We start from the raw sequence: 15,832 nt of genomic DNA on the forward strand, positions 1-15,832 counted from the left end.
AAGCTGACGGTTGCAACCCGGTTTCATCGCGCCCGCACCGTGCGCGTGTACGACTCAATCATCGTCGCGAGTTCCTGCGCGGCGGGCGTCACCGGAATGGCCGCGCGCTGCAACAGGCACACGTTCTGTTCGATTGCACGCTCGCGTACATTAATCGTCGTCAGCGTGCTCGCAAACGGCCCGCGTTTCGCGATGATCGACGCCTCCAGCGAAAGGCAGTCCGTTGCGCTAACCAGATGCAGCGTCTCGTACAGACCTTCCACTGTCGCGATGATTTTCGGCGGCGGTAAGCCGTGACTCTCCAACAGATGACTCAGGCGGTTGATTTGCGGATCGTCGGTGAGATTCGGCGAGCGCGTCGCCACCCACGTGCAATCGGCGAGCTCGGCAAGCGAGGTCGCGCCCGCTTTCGGATGACCGCGACGGCAGACGATCACCGGATCGGACGAATAGAGCGGCGTGACGGACAGATCGGCCGTGTCGGTGTGTTTCGATACCAGCGCGAGCGCGAAATCGAGCGTGCCTTCGCGAATCCACGAAATCATCATCCGCGAGGTGCCGGTGCGCAAATGCACCGCGACCCGCTCAAAGCGGGCACGGAATTCCATCAACACCGGCGCGAAGGCGTCGATGAGCGGCTCGGTCGTCATGCCGAACGTGACCTCGCCCGCGTAGTCGCCGCGCAATTGCTGCACTTCCTGTTCGGCCCGCTCGCATTCGCCGAGAATCGCGCCGGCCCGCTGCAACAAGCGTTGGCCCAGCGCAGTCAACGCGATCCCGCGGTTCGTGCGGGTGAATAAGGTCGCGCCCAGCATCGATTCGAGGTTCTGCAACTGCTGCGTGATGCCGCTCTGAGCGATGCCGAGCGCCCGCGACGCCGCGCGAATGCTGCCGTGCTCGGCCACGGCGGTGAACGCGCGTAGCTGGGAGATCGTCAACGCCATGAGGAGTCTGTGTGATCGGTAAAAGTGATCATGATATTACTTTCGAGACTTCTTTGAGGCGCGGTGGCGGCATAGGATGGCCCCGTACTCCGTAGTAATCCGCCCAACCCACACCCGCCTCCCATGAAAATCTCGCTGATGATCTTGAGCGCCGCGCTGGCTTTCAGCAGTGGTGCGTTTGCCGCCGACACCACCACGCTGCGCCTCGGTATCGATCCGACCTATCCGCCGATGGACGCCAAGGCGCCCGACGGCAGCTTCAAAGGTTTCGACGTCGATCTCGGCAACGAAATCTGCCGGCGCATTCAAGCGCGTTGCCAGTGGGTCGAACTCGAGTTCTCGGGGATGATTCCGGCGCTGCAGGCGCGCAAGATCGACGCGATCCTTTCCTCGATGGCTATCACGGAAAAGCGCGAGCAACAGATCCTGTTTACTTCAAAGCTGTTTCAGTTCAAATCGCGGCTGATCGCGCGTCAGGGGGCGCCGCTCGCGGGCGGTATGAACGCGTTGGCCGGCAAGCAGATCGGCGTGCAATCGGGGACGCAGTTCGAAGGCTATGCGTTGAAGAATTGGGCGCCGCTTGGCGTGCACGTGGTTGCGTACAAGAGTCAGGACGAGGTGTTCGCCGACCTTGAGAACGGTCGTCTCGATGGGGTGCTGCTCGGTACTGTCGAAGCCGACTACGGCTTTTTGCGCACGCCGGCCGGGAAGGGGTTTGCTTTTGTTGGCGAACCGCTTTCGATGGGCGATCGTGGTGTTGGCATCGGTTTGCGCAAGGATGAGACTGCGGTGCAGGCGTCCATTAACGAGGCGATTGCTTCGATGCGCAAGGACGGTACGTACGCGCAGATCGCGAAGAAGTACTTCGACTTCGATCCGTACGGCAACTGATTCTCTTACTCCCTATTCTTCTCCAACCCTTCCGTTCATGAACAAGCAATCGATTCCACTTCTATCGCCGGCTATCGGCACGCACCGCGAACTGGTGTCGTTTCACTTTGGTCCCGCGGATAGCGGACAGAAGATTTACATCCAGTCGTCCCTGCATGCCGATGAAACGCCGGCGATGTTGACGACGGTTTTGCTGAAGCGTCGATTGCTCGAACTGGAGAAACAGGGCGCGCTGAATGCGGAAATCGTGCTGGTGCCGGTGGCGAACCCCGTTGGACTGGGGCAGTACGTGCTGGGGCAGTTTATTGGGCGCTTCGATCTGGGTAGTGGCAAGAACTTCAATCGACACTTCCTGCAGTTTTCGAAGCTGGTGGCGCGGGCGAAGAAGGCGTTGGGTTCGGATGTTTCGGAGAATCGGCGGATTGTTCGCGAACTGATCGCTGCTGAGCTGGCAGAACAGAAGCCATTGACCGAATTCGAGTCGCTGCAATTGGCGTTGCTGAAGCTTTCCTTCGATGCGGATGTGGTGATCGATTTGCATTGCTCGTTGGAAGCGGCGATGCATCTCTATACCAGTGAGGCGGCGTGGCCTGAGTTTGAGCCGCTGTCACGGTATCTGGGGGCGCAGGCTTCGTTGCTGGCGACTAACTCGGGCGGTGAGTCATTTGATGAGACGCATAGCTTGTTGTGGTGGAAGTTGCAGCAGGAAATGCCGGCTGATAAGCCGGTGCCTAATGGGGCGATTGCTGTGACTGTGGAGTGCCGTGGGCAGCGGGATGTGTCTTATGAAGTGGCGCAGGAAGATGCTGACGCATTGATTGATTATCTGGTCTGGCGCAAGGCTATTAAGCTTGATGCGAAGCCTTTGCCCGAATTGCTTGCGCCGGCTACGCCGCTTGCTGGCAGTGAGCAGTTCTATGCGCCTGTTAGTGGGATTCTGATTCATCGCGCGAAGATCGGCGACACGATTCGCGTTGGGCAGGCGCTGTTTGATATCGTCGATCCGCTGACTGATGAGACGACTACGCTGTGTAGCAAAACCGAAGGGGTGTTTTATATGCGGCGCGCGATTCGGTTTGTGACGGCTGGTGCGCCGTTGGGTCGGGTGACTGGGACGCGGGCTTTTAGGACTGGGGTTTTGTTGGGGGCGTAAGGATTGCGGGTTGCCTTCTTCCGCGGCGTTGCATGAACTCTTATCGCGATGACGTTTTCCTGATGCGACTCGTTGGTTGCGTAGCAATCGCGAGCACCAGCGGCCACTACGGCGCAGCAATGCGAAAGGCGCGATCACGCGCCTTTCCATTTGGTTTAGCAAACGAACCTGTTGAAAGCTAGGTTGGCGCGGCGGCTATGGCTCGATGCGGAAGCGCTCCGGGGGCTCGATAAAAAACGGATAGAAACTGCGTGCGCATTCCATGATATCCGCAGGACCGTAAAACACGCCTGTCCCCCACGACCTGTCGCCGAAAATGATCCAGTCACCAGGCAAAGGCAACACCACATAGTGTTCGGAATTGGTTCCGAACGAATCGGCGAGACTTCCGCCCGGGTCCTCTAACAGGAATTGGAAGAATTCGTCATCTGTATTGTTCGCTCGATGAATGAAGCCAGGGTACTTTCCAAAATGAAAATTGAAGTAGCTGAAGGGATCGGGTTTCAAGACCAACGTAGCGAAATCACTTGCACCCTTCAACGCGACCAGGTGTCGAATAAGCTCGAAGAATTTTTGAGTCTGGAGATCAATGGAGTCAAAATAAAGCAGGTCCGTTGACGGTTTTTCCCGAAGCATCCGGACGCCTGCACTCGCACGCTCCCAAAGCGGCGTGAACGTTTCGCGATCGTGGATGAAATCAATGTTGCTCATTTAGCCTACCCACCGCATATTTTTTCCCTCGTCGCGCCCGACAGTCTTTCCGTGGCTGCCCGTGATGTGCGGGCCGACATGCTGCGGCGCGGCAACGCCGAGCGAATATCATCGACTGTGAAATGCGCCACTGCTCGCGAGCGGTGATCGCGCCTTTTTCGGTCGGATCAGAATAGAAACATGTTAGTCAATCGGTTCTATCACGCTGCTACGGTTCGATGCGGAAGCCGTTCGGCGGCGTGCCGAAATACGGATAGATCTTGCGTGCACACGCCATAATGTCGGGTGGTCCGTAGAAGACACCGGTATCCCACGGGTGATCCCCGAAGGCAATCCAGTCACCTTCCATCGGCATTATCACGAAGTGGTCGTAGTTCACGCCAAGTGCATCAGCCGGACTGTCGCCAGGGTCCTGCATCATTAAATCGAAAAATTCGTCGTATGTGTTATCCCGTCCATACACGAAGCCCGGATATTTTCCAAAGTGGTAGTGAAAATACTTGAAGGGGTCCGGTTTCAAAATCACCGTTGCAAAGTCAGTCGTGCCCTTGATGGCAAGTAGCGTCTGTACAAGTCCGAATAGACGTGGCGTAACAATGTCGAACGGATCGAAGTAAAGCAGTTTTTCACGCGGCACATTCGCGAGCAACCGCACGCCCGCGTTCGCGCGATCCCATAGCGGGGTAAACTCCGTCAGATCATATATGTAATCTAATTGGCTCATTACCTATCCGGTCTAACCTTGAACTTCGCCTGATCTTCACCCGCGATGTACCTGGAACAAGCGCCGCCGCCCTAAACGACAAGCGGCGCTGGTCGAAGTTGTAAAGTACTTTGAACCGGGTTCAGGTCGATCGCGGGGGCTGGTCCGGATTTTCGTAGAAGGCGAACGACTCCCTGGCGAACATCATCACGTCAGGCGGACCTGTCAGGACACCAGTGCCTCCATCCCATCCCCGATCGGCATACATAAACCATTCGCCTGATATCGGAAGGACAACATACTGTTCCGAGTAGTAGCCAATCGCGTCGGCTGGACTATCACCAGGGTCCGTCATCAGCATCTCGCTAAAGTCATTGTTGCTGTGGTGCGCCTTAACGATGAATCCTGGATACTTGCCGAAATGGAAATGAAAGTAGCTGAACGGATCTGGGTCCAAAACGATCATAGCGAATTCACCCGTTCCCTTGAAGCTCGCGATATCTCGAATAAGAGCTTTGAAAATCTTCGTGCCGATGTTTGAAGAATCGAAGTGAAGCAGATCCGAGGCTGGAGTCACTGCCACCTTTTGCGCACACACGCACGCACGCTGCCAAAGCGACAAAAACGTTTCACGGTCGTGGATGAAATCAATGTTGCTCATTTAGCCAGCCGGATTTTGAGGGTTGCATCGGCCGCACCTGGAGGATAAAAATCTGCGGTGGGGTTGCCGTGATTCGACTCATCCCGGACGCCATAGCGGCTCCCGTTCTTTGAGAAGATATCCATCTTGCCATCCTTGGTCAGTGTCTGAGTCCAGCCGTTGTTCCGCAAGTTTGCCTCAAATTCTGCCTTGCCAACATCGGTCTCGATATTCCGTGTGCTTCGACCCGTCGTAATGTCTCTGTACTCTGATGCAATCCGCCCCGGCGGAATCCCATCAACCTCCGTCTCCGCGGCGGGCTTGCACATCGCCTTGATGCGCTCCCAGTTTTCAGCAACCTTCTTCGTGCCCTGACCGATGCCATATCTGACTACCGGATTCTGCAGAAGCCGGTAGACCAGCACGATACCGCGCACAGTACCGTCAATCAGTCCCGCCGAGAAATGGCATCCGCTACATACGGTCGACGTGCCCAGGAAGTTATCGCCCAGCAAGCGGCGCGCGCCCTGGAGATTGGCGGGCGGCCCTACCGGTGAATCACCGTAGTTATAGTTATCAATCCACTGGTTGATTTCCTCGTTGGAAATCGCGATGTCCGTGCCGTCATTCAGATCAAGAACGCTGCCGTCCTTTGCAACCGTGCCCGTACGCGACACGATCTGGCCATCTGGTGAATAGCCGCACCTGACCTTGAGTTCGGAGGAGGATGTAAAGGCGTGATATCTCCCGAAATGATGATAAAAATAGTCGTCCGATGTTGAAAGAGGCGCGACAACCGCAACTTTTTCTTGATCAACGACGTTTTGTATCTATAGCACTAGTCAACTATCCGAAAATTTGGACCTGGGTAAAGGAAGAAAGGATAGTGTTCGTGACTGAACTTGAGGACATCTGAGGGCCCAGTTAAGGCGCTCATTTCCTTGCTCCAGTTCCCGTAAACGAACCAACTCCCATTGACCGGAACAATCGCATAACGTTGAGCATTGCTTGCCAACGCATCTGCCAAGCTATCACCTGGGTCAGCGTTTAGAAATGAAAAGTAGTCGTCGACACTGTGCTCTGGGCCCACGAAGAAGGCGGGATATTTTTTGAAATGGTGATGAAAATAAGTAAACGGGTCGGGGCGGAGCGCGAGTACGGCGAAAGTATCTGCACTCTCGAACGCTAGGAGCGCACGGATAAAGAAGAAAACCGTCGGCGTGGAGATATCGATCGAGTCGAAATAGAGCGTCGGCTCGGTGCGTGACGAATCCGCCAATGCTTGCACCGCTGCATTAGCGCGATTCCATAACGGCAGGAAATCTTCTAAATTGTTCACAAAGTTACTTTTTTGTCGATCAATCATTTTCCATCCAAGCGGATTTCTATAGTAGCTTTTCCACCACCCTCGGCGTAAGCGGCGGTAATGGTCCGTTCGTTCGGATCATCCGGAGTGGGCCGATTCGTAACGTAACCCGAACCGGGTTCAGGTCGATCTGAAGGTCTGGTCTGGATTTTCGTAGACCGCGAAAGACTCCCTGGCGAACGACATCACGTCAGGCGGACCTGTCAGGACACCAGTGCCTCCATCCCATCCCCGATCGGCATACATAAACCATTCGCCTCATATCGGCAGCACAACATACTGTTCTGAATAGAAGCCAATCGCGTCGGCTGGACTATCTCCGGGTCCATCATAAGTATGTCGATAGAGTCATCGTTGCTGTGATGCGCCTTGACGATGAATCCAGGATACTTGCCAAAATGGAAATGAAAGTAGCTGAACGGATCTGGATTCAGAACAATCATAGCGAATTCACCCTTTCCCTTGAAGTTCGCGATATCTCGAATAAGGGTTTTGAAAACCTGCGTGCCGATGTTTGAAGAATCAAAGTGAAGTAACGCCGAAGCTGGTGTCGCTGCCACCTTTTCAACGCAGGCACGCGCACGCTGCCAAAGCGACATAAACGTTGCGCGGTCGTAGATGAAATCAATGTTGATCATTTAGCCTGCCGAATTTTGACAGTTGCATCCTTGGAACCAGCACCGAGGTAATCTGCAGTTGCCCAGTCCTGATTCGTCTGCGCTAATTGCAGCTCGTGGCACTACCGCACGGTTCGCATGCTGGAATAACGCATCTTTCGGATATATGGAATGGCGCGATCCGCTACACCTGTTCCGTATCAGGTGGAAGTGTGCTTCCGCTTACTTAGCCAACAATTTTGAAGCCTTCCCTGGGATCAAGAAAAAACGGATAGAAATTGCGTGCAAACGAAATAATGTCCGGAGGGCCCGATAGCACGCCCATCTCCCATTTTCTGTCTGAGTACACGAACCAATCTCCGGGGATCGGCAAGACTGCATATCGTTCTGAGTTCGCCCAAAGACAGTCCGCCGGGCTGTCGCCCGGGTCCTTTTGCCAGGACTCAAAGAAGTCGTCATCGGTGTGTTCAGCACGATGTACAAAACCAGGGTACTTGCCGAAATGAAAATGAAAATAGTTGAACGGGTCCGGCTTCAGAACTAGCGAGGCAAAGTCTGTGGTGCCCTTGAATGCAAGCATGGCTCGAATGAGATCGAAGAATTTTTGAGTCGATATGTCGACGGAATCAAAGTAAAGCAGATCCGTGGACGGAATGTCGGCCAGTGATTTCGCGCCTGCGCTCGCACGCTCCCAAAGCGGTAAGAAAGTCGCGGAATCACCAATAAAGTCAATGTTGTTCATCTTGGAGGTCGTACCCACCACATATCATTCTCGCGCCGCGACCGACAATCCGAACGTTGCTGACCCCGAGGTGCGGGCCGAGATTCTGCGGCGCGGCAACGCCGAACGGAGATCATCGACTGTGAAATGCATCACCGCCCGAGAGCGGTGACCGTGCGGCAATGACGACCACTAGCGGCCACCACCCTGAAGCAATGAAGGAGGAGCGATCACTCGCGCCTTTTTCATTTGGTTCAGCCAATGAACACTGTTAAAAGCCCTGCTTGACGCGGCGGCTATGGCTCGACGCGGAAGTGCTCCGGGGGCTTGATGAAAAACGGGTAGAAACTACGAGCGCGTTCCATAATGTCCGGGGGGCCATAGAACACACCGATCTCCCATGACCTGTCACCAAAAGCGATCTAATCACCGATCACCGGAAAAATCACGTAATGCTCGTGATTCACTCCGAGCGCATCCGCTGGACTGTCTCCAGGAGCCTGCATCATGAAATCGAAGAACTCGACATACGTGTTGTCTCTCTCATGAATGAACCCCGGATATTTTCCGAAATGATAGTGAAAGTATTCGCCTGCAAAAGTTCAAAGAACTTGGGCGTCGCAATATCGAACGGATCGAAGTACAGCAGTTCTTCGCGCGGCACATTCGCAAGCAACCGCACGCCCGCGTTCGCGCGATCCCATAGGCGGGTAAACTCCGCCAGATCATTTATGTAATCTAATTGGCTCATTACCTATCCGGAAAAATTTTGAACTTCGTCTGATCTTCACCTGCGATGTACTCGCAACCAGCGCTACCGTCCTAAACGGCACGCGGCGCTGGCCGAAGTTATAAAGTAACCTGAACCGGGTTCAGATCGATCGGGGAGGCTGGTCTGGATTTTCGTAGAACGCGAACGACTCCCTGGCGAACGTCATCACGTCAGGCGGACCTGTCAGGACACCAGTGCCTCCATCCCATCCCCGATCGGCGTACATGAACCATTCGCCTGATATCGGCAACACAACATACTGTTCTGAATAGAAGCCAATCGCGTCGGCTGGACTATCTCCGGGGTCCATCATCAGTATGTCGATAAAGTCATCGTCACTGTGATGCGCCTTAACGATGAAACCCGGATACTTGCCAAAATGGAAATGAAAGTAGCTAAATGGATCTGGGTTCAGAACGATCACAGCGAATTCACCCGTTCCCTTGAAGTTCGCGATTTCTCGAATAAGGCCTTGGAAAATCTGCGTGGCAATGTTTGAAGAATCAAAGTGAAGCAACTCCGAGGCCGGAGTCGCTGCCACCTTCTGAGTGCAGGCACGCGCACGCTGCCAAAGCGACGTGAACGTTTCGCGGTCGTAGATGAAATCAATGTTACTCATCGTGTTGCTAGCAGGATCTTGAAATTTGCTGACGCGAGCCAGCATGGAGGGAGTCTGCATTGCGCTCGTCTTGGTTCAACTGCACTGATTGCAAGCCATAACACGGCCGTAAAGATTCATACATCGGAATAGAGGGCTCATCGGGTACGCTGAAAGGGCACGATCAGTTGCGCCCATCCAATATCTGCCGGGAGCGTGCCTCAGCTCTAGCCAGCCAACAAACTTGAAGCCATTGACTAGGGCTCAATCCGGAAGCCAATCGGAGGTACGATGAAGAACGGATAGAAATTCCTCGCACATTCCATGAGGTCCGGAGGGCCATAGAACACACCGGTCTCCCACGACCTGTCACCAAAAGCGATCCAGTCGCCATCAACCGGCAATAGCACATAGTGTTCATGATTCACTCCAAGCGCATCGGCTGGACTGTCACCCGGATCCTGCATCATGAAGTGGAAGAACTCTTCGTCGGTGTTCTCTGCGCCGTGAACGAAGCCCGGATATTTGCCAAAGTGATAGTGAAAGTAATTCAACGGATGTGGCTTCAGAATCAATGTCGCGAAGTCGCTCCTGCCTTCGAACGCCAGCAGTGTCTGTATAAGGTCGAAGAATTTTTGCGTCGCGATATCGATCGGATCGAAGTAGAGCAACTCATCGCGCGGCGTGCTCGCAAGCAACTGAATGCCCGCATTCGCGCGATCCCGTAGCGTCGTGAACGACGCCAGGTCGTGGATGTAATCTAGTTGGGTCATTACTTACCACCTTGAGGTTTATCCAATCGAATTTTAACCGTGGCCTTGTCTGCACTGGTTGGAAAGTATTCGGCCGTAGGACCACCGGACCTCGACTCGTCTCGCACCGTGTACTTGAGATCGCCCTTTTTGAAAATATCGGTTTTGCCGTCCTTGCTTAGCGTCTGCGTCCAACCCTCATTACGCAGATTTGCTTCGAACTCAGCTTTCGTCACGTCCGTCTCAATGTTCCGAACGCTAAATCCTTCTGTTGCGTCTGCCCATTCGGAAGTTGTGCGCCCCGGCGGAATCCCATCGACCTCTGTCTCCGCGGCGGGCTTGCACATCTCCTTGATGCGCTCCCAGTTTTCAGCAACCTTCTTCGTGCCCTGACCGATGCCATATCTGACTACCGGGTTCTGCAGAAGCCGGTAGACCAGCACGATACCGCGCACAGTACCGTCAATCAGTCCCGCCGAGAAATGGCATCCGCTACATACGGTCGACGTGCCCAGGAAGTTATCGCCCAGCAAGCGGCGCGCGCCCTGGAGATTGGCGGGCGGCCCTACCGGTGAATCACCGTAGTTATAGTTATCAATCCACTGGTTGATTTCCTCGCTGGAAATCGCGATGTCCGTGCCGTCATTCAGATCAAGAACGCTGCCGTCCTTTGCAACCGTGCCCGTACGCGACACGACCTGGCCATCTGGTGAATAGCCGAACCTGACCTTGAAGACGCGGCGGATACCGCCATTCGCAGGACTCGCATTTTCATTGAATTTGAATAGGTCAATGCGTGCGCGCCTGTCGTAACGAAGATAAAAGTCGCCGGTTGGGTTGTAGCCGTACAGAACACGGTGAGCCGCATCACGCGAGATCATTTCCGTGGCGTCCGGAATCTCGCCGAGCGCGATGATCGCGAAGGCGTTAGCCGTTGCGTCGCGCGTGACTTGCCATTGTCCGGTGACCTTTCCGTTCGCCATCTGCTGAACGAACGCGAGCCGGTTAAATGCGTCATAGGTCATCCCGTACGCCATCGTCACGCCGTCCGCCTTTCCTGCGTCGAAGGCGCTGGCGCCGGTCGCGTCGGTAGTCGGTATCTCGCTAACGCCAGTCGTATTACCGTTCGCGTCGTACACGAAAGACTGGATCAATCTGGGTGACGCAATCATCGACGGACGCAGACTTGTTGCGTCGGCATAACGGATGGTGGATATCGACGTACCGGACGCACTTCTCACTGTCGCCCGAACTGGCCGTCCAGTGTCGTCGTAGCTGTATTCGGAGGTGCCGCCGCCTGCGTCTGCATCTTTCAGGAGATTGCCCGACGCATCCCAGGTCGAACTGCTATTGCCCGCCGTGGACGTGGTCCCGGTTGGTCGGAGCATTCCGCCAATCGACGACATATTCAGCGTGGTGGCGCCTTTGCTACCGGTGATGACCGTCGAGCCAGTGTTATAGGCAAACTGTACGTTTTGCGCGGCGTTGGGATGGCTAACCGCCACGGCCCGTCCCTGAGCATCGTAGCTCCACGTCGCAACGCGGTTGCCCGCCTCATCGATCTCGCCAGTCAGCGCATTCTTGAAACGGGCATCGTCGTAGACATAGCGGTGGGCATAGCCATCAGGCCAGGTGACCGAAACGAGATTGCCATTCGCGTCGTACCCGTACTGCGTCATGCGGCTCAAGGGGTCGTTCAGGCGTGAAAGACGGTTCTTGTCGTCATAGTCAAGGCGAAGCGTGATGTCGTTCTTCGCGTCCGTGCCTGCTGCATGCTGCGTGATCGTGGTCAGCAGCCCTGAGCCACCGTAGGTCAGCGTTCGGACAAATCCTGTCTTCAGGCTCTCCGAAAGCAACATGCCTTGGGCAGAATACGATTCGACGGTATCGGTCTTGAGATCGGTCAGCGTCCATCCGGAGCCGTTCTGTACCAGCGCAAGGCCGGTAAAGCCCGCTGTACGCCAGGTGCCGGCTGACCAGTTGAATGTGACAGGTTCACCGTTCTCGCGATACGCAAGCACTTTGGACGAGCTACCGCTGTTGGCGTTCGCGAGTCCCAGGTTGCGTTGCCAGCTATGGAACCAGACCGGTCCCATCGCCGTGGCGGAATTGCCTAGTGACTTGGATCGGTAGGTCCGTGTGAACCGCATCGGAATGTCGTCGCCGCTGACGAAGTCCGCTTCAGTCAGGGTGACGGCACCATTGCCCGGATACACCGGGTCAGCGACGGGACAGCTCGCTTCTGGTTCTTCCGTAGTGGGTGTCGCGCACCACGCGTCGATAAGCGGCAAACTAACGCAGTTGTAGTACTGCATGCCGCCTGGTACGCCGGCGTATGCATCCCACCGGCAGGTGGGCGAACCCGGTTTTGCGCCGGTTGCTGTCCACACCGCGTTGCAGTCCGCCGCGTTTGCGCCGAACGCGAACATCAGTAATGCGAGTGCCGCCAGTAGACGGGCCAGGTTGCCTGCTGGCCCAAAAAACTGTTTGTTTATTCTCATACGTCTCCCTTTTTGTCTCGCGTCGTTAGAAATGCGTAATAACTCGACACTGCATCGGGGAGTTGGGAGTCAAAATGGGACAACTCTGAAAAACGCCGTCGCGCGATACTTCTTCACAAATCGGCTGAAATTGGCAGCTTCAAAGCAGGGCCGGCGCTAACCTGCGCGCCAACAACGACCACCGTGCGGGCGTCGAGCGGAGGCGAAAACGATGGAAGTTTCGATCTACAACGAAGGGGAACATTCGGTACGCGCCGTCGTTGACCGTGACACCATCAACGATTCGCCGATTGATGCGGGCTTGACCGACAAGTTAGGCACGCCGGGCGGCATCATCGAACTGTGTGAGTTGAAGGCAGGGGCGGACGAAGTACGAGCGTCGTAATTCTTGGACAAAAAAATGGCCCGCTGTCGGCCGGCCCTTAGTAGGCAAAAGAACGCGGCTTACACCAGCTAATGCTGGGTGGACGCGTTGCCCTGAAGGGGGCATGTCTTCGTAGACGCAGAGCTCTCGCAACTTCAGGCGCTAACGTGTAATGACAAGGACGTCATGTTTTCGGGGGCGCTGCGCGCGCCTTAAAATCTGTTGCCGCGACGGCGATCATGGTGCGGCGCTTTACGGCTTCACTCCGCACGCCGACAATTCACGCGCTCCTACTTCCTTCCTACCAGATACGTCACACCATTCGGCCCGTAGCGTTCGGCATGCGGTTTGTTCGCTGGCAAGTGGAAGACGTCGCCGGCTTTATACGTCTGCTCCGTCTCGCCCACGCGGATGTGCAACTCGCCGTCCAGAATCAAGGCCTTCGCCTCGAACGGATGCTCGTGAACATCCATCGAGGTGTTCGCCTCCCGTGTCACAACGACGGTTTCAGCGAAACCTTCTTTCGTCAGGTTTTCAGTAAACGTTTCGCGGTCCATGGCGTCTCCATCGTGAAGCAGTGGCGGACATTCAATGTAACGCTGTCCGTCAGTTCATGCAGAGCGTCTCGCTGGGCGACTTGGCAGCCTCGACCGTGTAGCGCCACGGACATCCGTACGATTCGTCGAGTACACATAGAAATGCGCACCTTGGCTGCCGCTATTGGCAAACACGATTTCAAACGTGTTCTTCTTTTGCGCGACACCGTTATTAACGGTGCTCGGCGATGAAGACACTGACGCCGAGGTGGAGTCATCGGCGCCACAACCGCTCAACGCGAATGTTGCAAGTGCAACGAAAACGGCGCTGGCTAGGCGGGTGTCTGTTCGCATGGCTGCATCACAATTTGTGACGGCGGATGCAGTGTCCATTCCCTTCGAGAAATATTTGTGAAACGTTTGCGAGTGAACAAAGCTTAACAATTCGTGTTGGCCGATCGAAAGGAAACGGAAAGCCGTAGGCAGGACAATGGTCACGCTAACGCCCGCGCCTGAAGTCCAGGCACACCGAAAGATTTGCAGTTTGCATAACCTCGGTAAGTGCATGACACACATCGACCGACCGTTCGACATCACGCGCCTCGAAGACGAATGGCTCGAAGCAGACGGCTTTGGCGGCTTCGCATCGGGAACCGTCGGCACGCTGCGTACGCGCCGCTATCACGCGTTGCTGCTCACGGCCACGCGTGCGCCCGGTGGGCGCGTGGTGCTCGTCAACGGTATCGAAGCTTGGCTCGAAGCGGACGGTAAGCGTTATCCATTGAGCATGCAGCGATACATGCCGGACGTGATCTATCCGGACCTGACGGCGAGTCTTCTCGAGTTCGACACCGAGCCGTGGCCGACATGGCGTTTCCAACTTGATCCGCACCTAACGCTGATAGCGGAAGTGTTCGTGAGCAAGGCGACGCGCGAAACAGTTTTGCGCTGGCGGCTGGAAGGCTCAGACGCCACTTTTGCCACGGCCGCGTTCAGTCTGAAAGTCAGGCCGTTGCTCTCCGGCCGCGACTACCACGCGCTGCACCATGAGAATTCCGCGTTCAACTTCAACGCGCAGACAAGTGGCGGCCAGGCCTGCGTGAGTTGGCAACCCTACGGTGACCTGCCGGTCATCGACGCCGTAACAAACGGCGTCTACACGCACGCGCCTGATTGGTACCGAAACTTCTGCTACGTTCGCGAGCGCGAGCGTGGCCTTGATTTTAGTGAGGACCTTGCCACGCCCGGCGTGTTCAGCTTCAATCTAGCCGATGGTGAAGCGGTGATGATCTTCAGCGCGTCGATCGCATCCTCGACATCGGCGCGGGCAGGCACGAACGCACTCGCCTACGCCACCGAACTCGCGCGCATCGAACAGCAGCGCCGCAGCGCACTCGGCTCACGGCTGCAGCGTTCCGCCGATGCCTACGTCGTAGCGCGCAACGAGGGCCGCACGATTCTCGCCGGCTTTCCATGGTTCACCGATTGGGGCCGCGACACGTTCATCGCCATGCGCGGCCTGCTGATCGCGGCGGGCCGCCTCGACGAAGCCGAAGCGATCCTGCTCGAATGGTCGGGCGCCTTGTCCGAAGGCATGCTGCCGAATCGCTTCCCCGACTATGGCGACACCCCGGAATACAACTCCGTCGATGCATCGTTATGGTTCGTCATCGCCGTCCACGACTATCTGGCGACGAACCACGCGAACGCCGACACCCGAACGCGCCTGCAACAGGCAGTCGAAACCATCCTCGCCGGCTACACGAACGGCACGCGCTTCAACATCAAGGCATCCCCCGACGACGGCCTCCTGAGCGCCGGCGTCCCCGGCGTACAACTCACGTGGATGGATGCAAAGGTCGGCGACTGGGTGGTCACGCCACGGATCGGCAAACCCGTGGAAGTGCAGGCGCTCTGGATCAACGCATTGCGCATTGCAGCAACGTGGAATCCGCAATGGCAGCCGCCTGCGCAGCGAGCACTGCAATCGTTCCATGAACGCTTTACCGATCCGTCGACGCAAGCGCTAGTCGACAACGTCGACGTGGATTTCCTGAAAGGGACAGTCGATCGCTCGATCCGTCCGAACCAGATCTTCGCCGTGGGCGGTCTGCCGTTTCCGTTACTCGAAGGCGCGGCGGCGCGCGCAGTGGTCGATCAGGTCGAAACCCAGTTGCTCACGCCGCTTGGCCTCAGAACGCTCGCGCCGTCCGATCCTGCCTATCGCGGGCACTACGGCGGCGCCCCGCTGCAGCGCGATGGCGCCTATCATCAAGGGACAGTCTGGCCATGGCTGCTAGGCCCGTTCGTCGAAGCATGGCTGCGGGTTCACAGCGCCGAACCGGACGCCCGTGCACAAGCCAAAGCACGCTTTCTCGACCCGCTGTACGCGCATCTCGATCACGCCGGCCTCGACCATCTCTGCGAAATTGCCGACGGCGACGCGCCGCACACACCCGCCGGCACGCCGTTTCAGGCGTGGTCGCTGGGGGAGTTGCTGCGCATCGAAAACCTGCTTGCCCGATTGGAGTCCATCGCCCCTTAAACAGCGCTACGATGTGAG

At 56.3% G+C, this 15,832-nt stretch carries 18 protein-coding genes and 1 pseudogene; 5 read left to right on the forward strand and 14 right to left on the reverse strand.

The window, feature by feature from the left end; translation table 11 throughout:
• Positions 1 to 23: 23 nt before the first annotated feature.
• Positions 24 to 944: a LysR family transcriptional regulator gene (locus P3T22_RS01110; RefSeq protein ID WP_429323972.1), complete on the reverse strand. Its 921-nt coding sequence runs from the start codon at positions 942 to 944 to the stop codon at positions 24 to 26.
• A gap of 123 nt (positions 945 to 1,067) precedes the next feature.
• Between P3T22_RS01110 and P3T22_RS01115 the strand changes: the two genes are divergently transcribed.
• Positions 1,068 to 1,835: a transporter substrate-binding domain-containing protein gene (locus P3T22_RS01115; protein ID WP_429323973.1), complete on the forward strand. Its 768-nt coding sequence runs from the start codon at positions 1,068 to 1,070 to the stop codon at positions 1,833 to 1,835.
• A 37-nt stretch (positions 1,836 to 1,872) separates the two neighbouring features.
• A complete protein-coding gene (locus tag P3T22_RS01120) occupies positions 1,873 to 2,988 on the forward strand; it encodes a succinylglutamate desuccinylase/aspartoacylase family protein (protein ID WP_429323974.1) in 1,116 nt (371 codons plus the stop codon).
• 195 nt (positions 2,989 to 3,183) lie between these two features.
• Here the strand turns inward: P3T22_RS01120 and P3T22_RS01125 are convergent, their stop codons facing one another.
• The 11 genes from P3T22_RS01125 to P3T22_RS01175 form a co-directional block, all read right to left on the reverse strand.
• On the reverse strand, positions 3,184 to 3,699 hold the full coding sequence (locus tag P3T22_RS01125; RefSeq protein ID WP_429323975.1) for a hypothetical protein: 516 nt from the start codon (positions 3,697 to 3,699) through the stop codon (positions 3,184 to 3,186).
• Between the two features lie 208 nt (positions 3,700 to 3,907).
• Positions 3,908 to 4,423, reverse strand: coding sequence for a hypothetical protein (locus tag P3T22_RS01130; protein ID WP_429323976.1), 516 nt, complete (start codon positions 4,421 to 4,423; stop codon positions 3,908 to 3,910).
• Between the two features lie 121 nt (positions 4,424 to 4,544).
• On the reverse strand, positions 4,545 to 5,063 hold the full coding sequence (locus tag P3T22_RS01135; RefSeq protein WP_429323977.1) for a hypothetical protein: 519 nt from the start codon (positions 5,061 to 5,063) through the stop codon (positions 4,545 to 4,547).
• Positions 5,060 to 5,719, reverse strand: coding sequence for a hypothetical protein (locus tag P3T22_RS01140; RefSeq protein ID WP_429323978.1), 660 nt, complete (start codon positions 5,717 to 5,719; stop codon positions 5,060 to 5,062). Before P3T22_RS01140 ends, P3T22_RS01135 begins: the two co-directional genes overlap by 4 nt.
• A gap of 161 nt (positions 5,720 to 5,880) precedes the next feature.
• Positions 5,881 to 6,408 carry a hypothetical protein gene (locus tag P3T22_RS01145; protein WP_429323979.1) on the reverse strand — a complete coding sequence of 176 codons (528 nt, stop codon included), beginning with the start codon at positions 6,406 to 6,408 and terminating at the stop codon, positions 5,881 to 5,883.
• Between the two features lie 203 nt (positions 6,409 to 6,611).
• The gene (locus P3T22_RS01150) at positions 6,612 to 7,046 is read right to left on the reverse strand and encodes a hypothetical protein (protein ID WP_429323980.1); all 435 of its coding nucleotides are present in this window, start codon (positions 7,044 to 7,046) and stop codon (positions 6,612 to 6,614) included.
• A 205-nt stretch (positions 7,047 to 7,251) separates the two neighbouring features.
• Entirely contained in the window at positions 7,252 to 7,767 is a 516-nt protein-coding gene (locus P3T22_RS01155; RefSeq protein ID WP_063500903.1) for a hypothetical protein, read from the reverse strand.
• A gap of 484 nt (positions 7,768 to 8,251) precedes the next feature.
• On the reverse strand, positions 8,252 to 8,497 hold the full coding sequence (locus P3T22_RS01160) for a hypothetical protein (RefSeq protein ID WP_429323981.1): 246 nt from the start codon (positions 8,495 to 8,497) through the stop codon (positions 8,252 to 8,254).
• Positions 8,498 to 8,618: 121 nt separating this feature from the next.
• Positions 8,619 to 9,182 (reverse strand): hypothetical protein, encoded by a 564-nt coding sequence (locus tag P3T22_RS01165; RefSeq protein ID WP_429323982.1) that lies wholly within the window; start codon positions 9,180 to 9,182, stop codon positions 8,619 to 8,621.
• Positions 9,183 to 9,373: 191 nt separating this feature from the next.
• Positions 9,374 to 9,889 carry a hypothetical protein gene (locus P3T22_RS01170; RefSeq protein WP_429323983.1) on the reverse strand — a complete coding sequence of 172 codons (516 nt, stop codon included), beginning with the start codon at positions 9,887 to 9,889 and terminating at the stop codon, positions 9,374 to 9,376.
• Entirely contained in the window at positions 9,889 to 12,369 is a 2,481-nt protein-coding gene (locus P3T22_RS01175) for a DUF6531 domain-containing protein (RefSeq protein ID WP_429323984.1), read from the reverse strand. The genes P3T22_RS01170 and P3T22_RS01175 overlap by 1 nt, the downstream gene beginning before the upstream one ends.
• 211 nt (positions 12,370 to 12,580) lie before the next feature.
• Here P3T22_RS01175 and P3T22_RS01180 point away from each other — a divergent pair, with 211 nt between their 5' ends.
• Positions 12,581 to 12,754, forward strand: coding sequence for a hypothetical protein (locus P3T22_RS01180; protein WP_158515381.1), 174 nt, complete (start codon positions 12,581 to 12,583; stop codon positions 12,752 to 12,754).
• A 269-nt stretch (positions 12,755 to 13,023) separates the two neighbouring features.
• On the opposite strand, the gene P3T22_RS01185 is transcribed toward P3T22_RS01180, so the two are convergent.
• Positions 13,024 to 13,290 (reverse strand): cupin domain-containing protein, encoded by a 267-nt coding sequence (locus P3T22_RS01185; RefSeq protein ID WP_063500465.1) that lies wholly within the window; start codon positions 13,288 to 13,290, stop codon positions 13,024 to 13,026.
• 64 nt (positions 13,291 to 13,354) lie between these two features.
• Positions 13,355 to 13,485: pseudogene (locus P3T22_RS01190) on the reverse strand (phospholipase domain-containing protein); the annotation flags it as partial.
• Here P3T22_RS01190 and P3T22_RS01195 point away from each other — a divergent pair.
• Positions 13,454 to 13,684, forward strand: coding sequence for a hypothetical protein (locus P3T22_RS01195; protein WP_429324172.1), 231 nt, complete (start codon positions 13,454 to 13,456; stop codon positions 13,682 to 13,684). The pseudogene P3T22_RS01190 and the gene P3T22_RS01195 sit on opposite strands and share 32 nt — an antisense overlap.
• 150 nt (positions 13,685 to 13,834) lie before the next feature.
• A complete protein-coding gene (locus P3T22_RS01200) occupies positions 13,835 to 15,814 on the forward strand; it encodes an amylo-alpha-1,6-glucosidase (RefSeq protein ID WP_429323985.1) in 1,980 nt (659 codons plus the stop codon).
• Positions 15,815 to 15,832 lie beyond the last annotated feature (18 nt).

The sequence above is a fragment of the Paraburkholderia sp. GAS348 genome (assembly GCF_050434205.1).
Lineage (GTDB): Bacteria > Pseudomonadota > Gammaproteobacteria > Burkholderiales > Burkholderiaceae > Paraburkholderia.

Bases quoted from the DNA above. Each gene is read 5' to 3' on its own strand.
- P3T22_RS01165 (WP_429323982.1), bottom strand. From the start codon at position 9,182: ATGCTGGCTCGCGTCAGCAAATTTCAAGATCCTGCTAGCAACACGATG.
- P3T22_RS01115 (WP_429323973.1), top strand. From the start codon at position 1,068: ATGAAAATCTCGCTGATGATCTTGAGCGCCGCGCTGGCTTTCAGCAGT.
- P3T22_RS01150 (WP_429323980.1), bottom strand. From the start codon at position 7,046: ATGATCAACATTGATTTCATCTACGACCGCGCAACGTTTATGTCGCTT.
- P3T22_RS01170 (WP_429323983.1), bottom strand. From the start codon at position 9,889: ATGACCCAACTAGATTACATCCACGACCTGGCGTCGTTCACGACGCTA.
- P3T22_RS01160 (WP_429323981.1), bottom strand. From the start codon at position 8,497: ATGAGCCAATTAGATTACATAAATGATCTGGCGGAGTTTACCCGCCTA.
- P3T22_RS01175 (WP_429323984.1), bottom strand. From the start codon at position 12,369: ATGAGAATAAACAAACAGTTTTTTGGGCCAGCAGGCAACCTGGCCCGT.
- P3T22_RS01135 (WP_429323977.1), bottom strand. From the start codon at position 5,063: ATGAGCAACATTGATTTCATCCACGACCGTGAAACGTTTTTGTCGCTT.
- P3T22_RS01180 (WP_158515381.1), top strand. From the start codon at position 12,581: ATGGAAGTTTCGATCTACAACGAAGGGGAACATTCGGTACGCGCCGTC.
- P3T22_RS01185 (WP_063500465.1), bottom strand. From the start codon at position 13,290: ATGGACCGCGAAACGTTTACTGAAAACCTGACGAAAGAAGGTTTCGCT.
- P3T22_RS01155 (WP_063500903.1), bottom strand. From the start codon at position 7,767: ATGAACAACATTGACTTTATTGGTGATTCCGCGACTTTCTTACCGCTT.
- P3T22_RS01200 (WP_429323985.1), top strand. From the start codon at position 13,835: ATGACACACATCGACCGACCGTTCGACATCACGCGCCTCGAAGACGAA.
- P3T22_RS01145 (WP_429323979.1), bottom strand. From the start codon at position 6,408: ATGATTGATCGACAAAAAAGTAACTTTGTGAACAATTTAGAAGATTTC.
- P3T22_RS01125 (WP_429323975.1), bottom strand. From the start codon at position 3,699: ATGAGCAACATTGATTTCATCCACGATCGCGAAACGTTCACGCCGCTT.
- P3T22_RS01130 (WP_429323976.1), bottom strand. From the start codon at position 4,423: ATGAGCCAATTAGATTACATATATGATCTGACGGAGTTTACCCCGCTA.
- P3T22_RS01120 (WP_429323974.1), top strand. From the start codon at position 1,873: ATGAACAAGCAATCGATTCCACTTCTATCGCCGGCTATCGGCACGCAC.
- P3T22_RS01110 (WP_429323972.1), bottom strand. From the start codon at position 944: ATGGCGTTGACGATCTCCCAGCTACGCGCGTTCACCGCCGTGGCCGAG.